Annotated in this window: 7 protein-coding genes; 3 read left to right on the top strand and 4 right to left on the bottom strand. The window is 69.4% G+C overall.

All coding sequences use genetic code 11. The features are described from left to right. Window positions 1-97 precede the first annotated feature (97 nt). Window positions 98-580 carry an SH3 domain-containing protein gene (locus QMZ16_RS08940; protein WP_282602979.1) on the bottom strand — a complete coding sequence of 161 codons (483 nt, stop codon included), beginning with the start codon at window positions 578-580 and terminating at the stop codon, window positions 98-100. 231 nt (window positions 581-811) lie between these two features. On the opposite strand from QMZ16_RS08940, the gene QMZ16_RS08935 reads away from it, so the two are divergent. Together QMZ16_RS08935 and QMZ16_RS08930 are read left to right on the top strand one after the other, a co-directional pair. After that, complete coding sequence (locus QMZ16_RS08935) at window positions 812-1,798, top strand: D-glycerate dehydrogenase (protein WP_282602978.1); 987 nt, start codon at window positions 812-814, stop codon at window positions 1,796-1,798. A gap of 11 nt (window positions 1,799-1,809) precedes the next feature. Further along, window positions 1,810-2,958, top strand: coding sequence for an MFS transporter (locus QMZ16_RS08930; RefSeq protein WP_282602972.1), 1,149 nt, complete (start codon window positions 1,810-1,812; stop codon window positions 2,956-2,958). Here the strand turns inward: QMZ16_RS08930 and panB are convergent. Beyond that, the gene (gene panB, locus QMZ16_RS08925) at window positions 2,955-3,764 is read right to left on the bottom strand and encodes a 3-methyl-2-oxobutanoate hydroxymethyltransferase (RefSeq protein WP_282602971.1); all 810 of its coding nucleotides are present in this window, start codon (window positions 3,762-3,764) and stop codon (window positions 2,955-2,957) included. The two genes, QMZ16_RS08930 and panB, sit on opposite strands and share 4 nt — an antisense overlap. Window positions 3,765-3,775: 11 nt before the next feature. Then, the gene (gene panC / locus QMZ16_RS08920; protein ID WP_282602970.1) at window positions 3,776-4,633 is read right to left on the bottom strand and encodes a pantoate--beta-alanine ligase; all 858 of its coding nucleotides are present in this window, start codon (window positions 4,631-4,633) and stop codon (window positions 3,776-3,778) included. A 174-nt stretch (window positions 4,634-4,807) separates the two neighbouring features. Between panC and QMZ16_RS08915 the strand changes: the two genes are divergently transcribed. Then, window positions 4,808-7,300 carry an FAD-dependent oxidoreductase gene (locus tag QMZ16_RS08915; protein WP_282602969.1) on the top strand — a complete coding sequence of 831 codons (2,493 nt, stop codon included), beginning with the start codon at window positions 4,808-4,810 and terminating at the stop codon, window positions 7,298-7,300. Here QMZ16_RS08915 and QMZ16_RS08910 read toward each other — a convergent pair. Further along, window positions 7,297-7,872, bottom strand: coding sequence for a TetR/AcrR family transcriptional regulator (locus QMZ16_RS08910; RefSeq protein WP_282602968.1), 576 nt, complete (start codon window positions 7,870-7,872; stop codon window positions 7,297-7,299). The two genes, QMZ16_RS08915 and QMZ16_RS08910, sit on opposite strands and share 4 nt — an antisense overlap. Window positions 7,873-7,885: the final 13 nt, after the last annotated feature.

Genomic DNA, 7,885 nt, shown 5'->3' with positions numbered 1-7,885 from the left:
GGGGGGGGGGGGGGGGGGGGGGGGGGGGGGGGGGGGGGGCGGGGGGGGGGGCCCCGGGCCGGGCTGGCGGGGGGCGCGCCGCTGTCGCGGCGCGCGGTCAGTCCCTGACCTCGGCCGGGTCCACGCCCCAGATGGCGGTCTTGGGCACCCAGCCCCGCTGACCGCCGCCCGAGACGCGGCACCATTGCGGCTCGCATTCGTTCAGGCGCAGGATCGCGCCAAGCTCGGCCCGCGCGACGACATCGGCATCGGTCCGGGGGCGCGTGCGCAATTCCGTCATGTCCTGCGTGATCAGCGCGGTGCGCACCCCCGACAGCAGCGCGTAATGCACCCAGCCGCCCGCGCCGTCCTTGTCCTCGACCCGGCGCCAATGGCCGAATTCTGCGACCACGCGCAGGGGCATCCCGGCATGGCGGAACACCCAGTCGATCCGGTGCGACAGGCTGGGCCCGCGTCTTGCATTTCCTTCGTTGCCCTTCAGGCTGACATAGCGCGGCAGGGGCAGGTTGGTGACCGGCCCGCGCAACTGTTCGGCCTGCGCCTGCTGCGCGGGATCCTGTGCCGCGGCGGGCGCCGCCATGAGCGCCACCCCGATCATCGCGGCCTGTATCAGCCGCCGCGCCTTGCCCTGTTGGCGTTGAACTGTCGTCATGAGGATGGTTCCCGTCCTGCCTGTCCCGATGGCCTTCGCCTTGGGGTCTTGTGCATGCCCCGTATCGCGGGCAGTTTGCCAAAAGCCACCCTGCAAGGGAAGTGCGCCCCCGACACGAGTTCGAGAAAGTGAGGTCTGCCGATGCCCGCAAACCCGTCCTTGGTCCGTCAGAAGCTGCGCGTGGCCGTCACGCGCCGTCTGCCCGAGGCGGTCGAGACCCGCATGTCCGAGCTGTTCGACGTGATCCTGCGGGAAGATGACCGCAAGCTGACCGAGGACGAGCTGGTCGCCCTGATGCAGGGGGCCGACGTGCTGGTGCCCACCGTCACCGACCAGATCACGGCCAACATGCTGGCGCGCGCGGGCGAGCGGTTGAAGCTGATCGCGAATTACGGGGCGGGGATCGACCACGTGGATGTCGCCTCGGCCCGGCAGCGCGGGGTTCTGGTCAGCAACACGCCCGGCGTCGTCACCGAGGATACGGCCGACATGACCATGGCGCTGATCCTTGCGGTGACGCGCCGCATCCCCGAGGGGCTGGCCGAGATGCAGGCGGGCCGCTGGCAGGGCTGGTCGCCGACGGCGCATCTGGGCGGGCGGCTTGGCGGGCGCCGGCTGGGCATCTTGGGGATGGGACGGATCGGGCAGGCGGTCGCGCGCCGGGCCAACGCCTTCGGGATGCAGGTCCATTACCACAACCGCCGCCGCCTGCGCCCCGAGATCGAGGACGAGCTGCAGGCCACCTGGTGGGAGAGCCTCGACCAGATGCTAGCGCGGATGGACATCGTCAGCGTGAACGCGCCGCACACCCCCTCGACCTTCCACCTGCTGAACGCGCGTCGGCTGAAGCTGATGAAGCCCTCGGCGGTGGTGGTGAACACCTCGCGCGGCGAGGTCATCGACGAGAACGCGCTGACCCGGATGCTGCGCGCGAACGAGATCGCGGGCGCGGGGCTGGACGTGTTCGAGCACGGCCACGAGATCAATCCCCGCCTGCGAGAGCTGAGCAATGTCGTGCTGCTGCCCCATATGGGCAGCGCCACCGTCGAGGGCCGCGCCGAGATGGGCGAAAAGGTCCTCATCAACATCAAGACCTTTGCCGACGGGCACCGTCCGCCGGACCTGGTCGTTCCCTCCATGCTGTAGGTTCCATGCGAATGTCATCCGAACGCGCCGCGGTCTCGGCGCTCTTTCTGCTGAACGGGTTGCTGGTCGGCGGCTGGTCCCCGCGCATTCCGGCGCTGATGGAGCGGCTGGGGATCGCGGAATCCCGCGCGGGCCTTCTGGTGCTGTGCCTGGGGCTGGGCTCGATCACGGTGATGCCGCTGTTCGGGGCGATGACGGCACGGGCGGGGTCGCGCTCGGCGGTCTGGCTTGCGGCCTGGTTGACGGCACCCTCGCTTCTGTGGATATCGCTTGCGCCGGGCTTCTGGTCGGTCGCGGCGGCGGTCTTCCTGTTCGGCGGCACGATGGGCGGCATGGATGTCGCGATGAACGCCAATGCCGTCGCGGTCGAGCGGTCGCGCGCACGGGCGATCATGTCGTCCTGCCACGGGTTCTGGAGCCTTGGCGGCGTCATCGGCGCGGGGCTTGGCGGGATCGTGCTGGAGCTTGCGGGCGAACTGGGGCAGGGGCTGGTCGTCACGGCGGTCTTCGCGGCGGGGCTGGTCTGGGCCGGGCCGCGCCTGCTGCGCGACCCTCCGGCACCCGATCAGCCGCGTGCGCCCCTGCGCCTGCCGCGCAGCCCGCTGCCGTTCCTGCTGGGCATCGTCGCGCTGGCCTCGATGATCCCCGAAGGGGCGATCCTCGACTGGGCGGCGGTCTATCTGCAGAAGGAGATGGGCGCCCCGCTATCCGTCGCGGGCTGGGGATTTGCGGGCTGCGCGGCGACGATGGCGGTCCTGCGCTTTGCGGGCGACGGGCTGCGTAACTGCTTCGGGGCGGTCCGGACCATGCGGATCAGCGCGCTGACGGCGATGTCGGGCCTTGCGGTCGCGGGGTTCGCGCCTTCGGCCGGGGTGGCCATCGCGGGCTTCGCGCTGGCGGGCATCGGCATCGCGAACCTGATGCCCATCGCGCTGTCGGCGGCTGGAAACCTGCCGGGCATGGCCGCGGGCGTCGGGCTGTCGGTCGTGACGATGATGGGATATTCCGGCATCCTCCTGGCGCCCGCCGCGATCGGCTGGCTGGCCGAGAGCTTCAGCCTTGGTGCGATCTACCTGGGGCTGGCGCTGCTGCTGCTGGTGCCGCTGGCCATGTCGCGTCTTGCCGCCGCCGCCGATTTCGGCAGCGACACCGCCCCCTAGCGATAGACCTGCGCGTCCTCGGGGAAGCTGCGGTCGCGGACGGCTGCGGCATATTCCGCGATCGCCGCGTCGGCGCGTGGGCCCAGATCGCCGAACTTGCGCACGAAGCGCGGGACGCGGTCGGTCAGGCCCAGCATGTCGTCGACCACGAGGATCTGCCCGTCGCACCGCGCCGAGGCACCGATGCCGATCACCGGGACCGGCACGGATTCGGTGATGCGGTCGGCCAGCCCCTCCATCACGCCCTCGGCCACGATCGAGAACGCGCCCGCATCGGCCACGGCCTGCGCGTCGGCGACATGGGCGGGCCAGGTATCCTGGTCGCGGCCCTGCGTGCGGAAACCGCCCATCGTCAGCGTGGATTGCGGGGTCAGCCCGACATGGCCCATGACCGGCACGCCGCGTTCGGTCAGGAAGCGGATCGTGGGCGCCATGCGCGCGCCGCCCTCCAGCTTGACCGCGCCGCAGCCGGTTTCCATCAGGATGCGGGTCGCGTTGCGGAAGGCCTGCTCGGGGCTTTCCTCGTAGCTGCCGAAGGGCATGTCCACCACGACCATCGCGCGCGCACTGCCGCGCATCACGGCCTGGCCATGCAGGATCATCATCTCGATCGTGACGCCCACGGTCGAGGGCAGGCCGTGCACCACCATGCCCAGGCTGTCGCCCACCAGGATCACGTCGGAATGTGCGTCCACCATCCGCGCCATGGGCGCGCTGTAGGCGGTCAGCGCCACGATGGGCGTGCCGCCCTTCATGGCCATGATCTGCGGGGCGGTGATGCGCTTCTGCGGGGCTTGTGCGGACATGGGGTCCCCCTTCAGGGCCGGACGACGCGCTGGTCGATCAGAAGGACGTCGCCGAAGGCGACGGCCAGCAGGATCACGACGGGTCGGGCCAGTTTCGTGACGCGGGTCAGGTCGTCCGCGTCGCGGATGTCGATCGAACGGATGGTGGCGCGCGGCTCGGACGCGATGATGCCGCGGATCCGCGCCCGCATCGCGGCGGTCGTGACGCCCGTCGCGGCCATTTCCTGCGCGGCGTCCAGCGCGCGCGCAAGGACGGGGGCGGCGGCGCGATCCGCCTCGGTCAGGCGCTGGTTCCGCGATGACATGGCAAGGCCGTCATCCTCGCGCATCGTGGGGACGGGCAGGATCTGCACGGGAATGTCCAGGTCGGCCACCATGCGGCGGATCAGGGTCAGCTGCTGATAGTCCTTTTCCCCGAAGGCCGCCGCGTCGGGCTGGACGATGTTGAACAGCTTGGTCACGACCGTCGCCACGCCGCGAAAATGGCCGGGGCGCAGGCGGCCCATCAGCATGCGGCCCAGACCCTCGACCTCGACATGGGTCTGCGCGCCGGGGCGATAGATATCCTCGACCTGTGGCAGGAACACCGCGTCGCAGCCGGCCTGCGCCAGTTTCCGGCGGTCGCCTTCCTCGTCGCGGGGATACCTGTCCAGATCCTCGTTCGGGCCGAATTGCGTGGGGTTCACGAAGATCGAGGTCACGACCCGTCCGCCGCCCTGCGCATCCACCCATTCGCGGGCGCGTGCGACCAGCGACATGTGCCCCGCATGCAGCGCGCCCATGGTGGGCACCAGCGCCACGGCCTGTCCGGCACGCCGCCATTCGCGCGACAGGTCGCGGATTTCGCCCGTGCTGCGGCAGATCTGCATATGGGCGGTCCCTTCGCCGGAAAAACTCAGGTCCGGAAATTACCCGCCCCCCGGAGGCGCGGCAAGTCTTGCGGCATGTCGTTTTTCGCCCGCCGATGGTCGGGGCCATTTGACGTTGCGTGCCACGGATGGGGCAACGATGGGCGAACGGGCCACGCAAACGGAGCAGCGGCAATGAAATCTCATGTGAAGGTTCTGATCGTCGGTGGCGGCGCCGTCGGATGCGGGATCGCCTATCACCTGGCGCGGGCAGGGTGGCAGCCGATGCTGGTCGAACGCGACGAGCTGACGGCAGGATCGACATGGCATGCGGCGGGCCTGCTGCCGCTGTTCAACATGGGATACGCGACCAGCCACATCCACGACTACTCGGTCAAGCTCTATGCCGGGCTCGAGGCCGAGACGGGCCTGAACGCGGGCTTCACCCGCTGCGGCAACCTGCGCATGGCCCAGACCGATGCGCGGATGGACGAGTACATGCTCTATTCCTCGACCGCCGAGACGATCGGAATCGAGCACGAGTTCATGACCCCCGCCCAGATGAAGGAGCGCTGGCCCCTGCTGCGCACCGACGATCTGAAGGGCGCGCTGTTCCACCCGACCGATGGCTACATCAACCCCGCCGACGTGACGCAGGCCATGGCCAAGGGCGCGCGGATGGCGGGTGCCACGATCGAGCGCAAGATCCAGGTGAACGCCTATCGCTGGACGGGATCGGAATGGGTCGTCACCTGCGAACGCATGGCCGAGAAGGGCGGCAACCTGGTTCCCTCGGGCGAGGTGTTCGAGATCACGGCCGAGCATGTCGTGACCGCGACGGGCAACCATTCGCAGCGCACGGCGCGGCTTCTGGGCATCCGCATCCCGGCCATCCCGGTCGAACACCAGTTCATCGTGACCGAACCCGACCCCGCGCTGCTGAAATGGCGGGCCGAGGGCAATCCCGAACATCCCGTGCTGCGCGATGCCGACGCCAAGTGGTATGTCCGCGAGGAACGCGGCGGCTGGATCCTCGGGCCCTATGAACGCGGTGCGCCGGCGCGCTTCCCCTACGAGGTGCCCGACAGCTTCCGCGCCGACCTGTTCCCGCTGGATCTGGACCGCATCGAAGAGGAATACATGTCCATGATCCACCGCCTGCCGACATCCGAGACGGTGGGCCTCAAGGACGATTTCAACGGGCCGATCTGCTATACCCCCGACGGCAATCCGCTGGTCGGCCCCGCGCCCGGCCTGCGCAACATGTGGCTGGCCGAGGGCTTCAGCTTCGGCATCACCGCGGCGGGCGGGGTGGGCCACTACCTGACGCAGATGATGACCGAGGGCGAGGCCGAGATCGACATGGCGTCCCTCGACCCGCGCCGCTTCGGGTCCTGGATGACCACCGAATATGCCGTGAAGAAGAACGAGGAAGCCTACGAGCACGTCTTCATCCTGCACCATCCCGACGAGGAACGAGAGGCCGCCCGCCCGCTGCGCACCTCGCCCGCCTATGACCGGCAGGCCGCGCGCGGCGCGCAGTTCGGGCAGGTGAACGGGTGGGAGCGTCCGAACTATTACGCGCCCATGGGCTTCGACGATCACGCCTCGCGCAGCTTCCGTCGCGGCGGCTGGTGGGAATATGCGAAAGCCGAGGCCGAGGCCGTGCGCAATGCCGCGGGCCTGATCGACGCGACGGCCTTTGCCAAGCATCGCGTGACGGGGCCGGGGGCGACGGCCTTCCTGGACTGGCTGACGACGAACAGGCTGCCGAAGGTCGGGCGGATCAACCTGACCTATGCCCTGACCGAGGCCGGAACGACGCGCACCGAATACACCATCGTCCGCCATGCCGAGGAGGATTACTACCTGGTGTCGGCAGGCGCCTGGACCGATTACGACGTCGACAACCTGATCCGCGCGGCGCAGGATTTCATGGCGGAAGGCGGCGGCTTCGTCGGCATCCAGGACGTGACGACCCAATGGGGCGTCTTCGCCATCGCGGGGCCGCAATCGCGGGCGATCCTGTCGAAGCTGATCCGCGACCCGCAGCCGGAAACCGCCCTGTCGAACAAGCGCTTCCCCTGGCTGTCGGCCCGCCGGATCGAGCTGGGCATGGTCCCGGTGAACGCGATCCGCGTCGCCTATACGGGCGAGCTGGGCTGGGAGCTGCACCACCCGATCGAGATGCAGAACCACCTGTTCGACCGCCTGATGGAGGCCGGCGAACCGCTTGGGCTGAAGCTGGTCGGTGCGCGCGCGCAGAACTGGCTGCGACAGGAGAAGTCCTATCGCGCCTTCGGGACCGAACTGGGGCGCGATGCGACCCCGCTCGAGGCCGGGCTGGACCGCTTCGTGGACCTGTCCAAGGATTTCCGGGGCAAGGCCGCGATGGAGGCCAAGGGCATCCGCAGCAGATGCGTGACGCTGCTGATCGACGGGCCTGCCGATGCCGACCCCTGGGGCCGCGAGGCGCTGTTCCTGGACGGGCAGAAGGTGGGGCGCCTGACCTCGGGCGGGTATTCGGCGGCCTTCGGCAAGCAGATCGGGATGGGCTATGTCCGCCCCGACCTGGCGCAGCCCGGCACGCGCCTGAAGGTCCGGATGTTCCGCGAGTTGTGGGACGCCGAGGTGACCGAGGACAGCCCCTACGACCCGCAGAACGCCCGGATCAGGATCGACGGCTAGGCGTCCTCGGGGCGCAGCAGAAGGCGCAGCAGATCGTCGAAGGGTGCGGCGGTCTGCGGTGCGTTCGGGCGCGGCTCGTTCAGGCCCAGCACGGCGTAGCCATGCGTCATCGCCCAGATCGCGGTGCGCACGGTTTCCTGCGCGTCGGGGGGAATGAACGCCGCGGTGGCGCGTTCCAGCACGGCCCATGTCTCGGACGCGGCCTGCTGCAGCGCGGGATCGACATGGCGCGCGCGGCTGAACATCATCCGGAACAGCCCCGGTTGCGCGGTCGAGAAATCGAGATAGCCCTGGTTGATCCGCGACAGCCTTTCATAGGGGGGGATGTCGCGGGGCAGGGATTCCTCGATCAGCAGCAGGTTGTCGCGCAGGCGGACGAAGCCGCGGATCGCGATGGCGTCCTGCAGCCCGGCCAGCGACCCGAAGTGATGGGCCGGTGCGGCATGGGACACGCCCGCACGGGCGGCGACGCGGCGCAGGGTCAGTTCCTCGATCCCGTGTTCGTCCAGGATCTCGAGACCCGCGGCGACAAGGCGGTCGCGCAGGGACACGCGGCAGAGTTCGCCCGTCATGCGATGCTGCACC

The sequence above is a fragment of the Paracoccus sp. PARArs4 genome, assembly GCF_947311865.1.
Taxonomy (GTDB): domain Bacteria; phylum Pseudomonadota; class Alphaproteobacteria; order Rhodobacterales; family Rhodobacteraceae; genus Paracoccus; species Paracoccus zeaxanthinifaciens.
This window is presented reverse-complemented; position numbering and strand designations above follow the sequence as displayed.

Coding starts and splice junctions, on each gene's coding strand:
- QMZ16_RS08940 (WP_282602979.1), bottom strand. CDS start 580: ATGGCGGCGCCCGCCGCGGCACAGGATCCCGCGCAGCAGGCGCAGGCC.
- QMZ16_RS08930 (WP_282602972.1), top strand. CDS start 1,810: ATGTCATCCGAACGCGCCGCGGTCTCGGCGCTCTTTCTGCTGAACGGG.
- panB (WP_282602971.1), bottom strand. CDS start 3,764: ATGTCCGCACAAGCCCCGCAGAAGCGCATCACCGCCCCGCAGATCATG.
- panC (WP_282602970.1), bottom strand. CDS start 4,633: ATGCAGATCTGCCGCAGCACGGGCGAAATCCGCGACCTGTCGCGCGAA.
- QMZ16_RS08915 (WP_282602969.1), top strand. CDS start 4,808: ATGAAATCTCATGTGAAGGTTCTGATCGTCGGTGGCGGCGCCGTCGGA.
- QMZ16_RS08910 (WP_282602968.1), bottom strand. CDS start 7,872: ATGACGGGCGAACTCTGCCGCGTGTCCCTGCGCGACCGCCTTGTCGCC.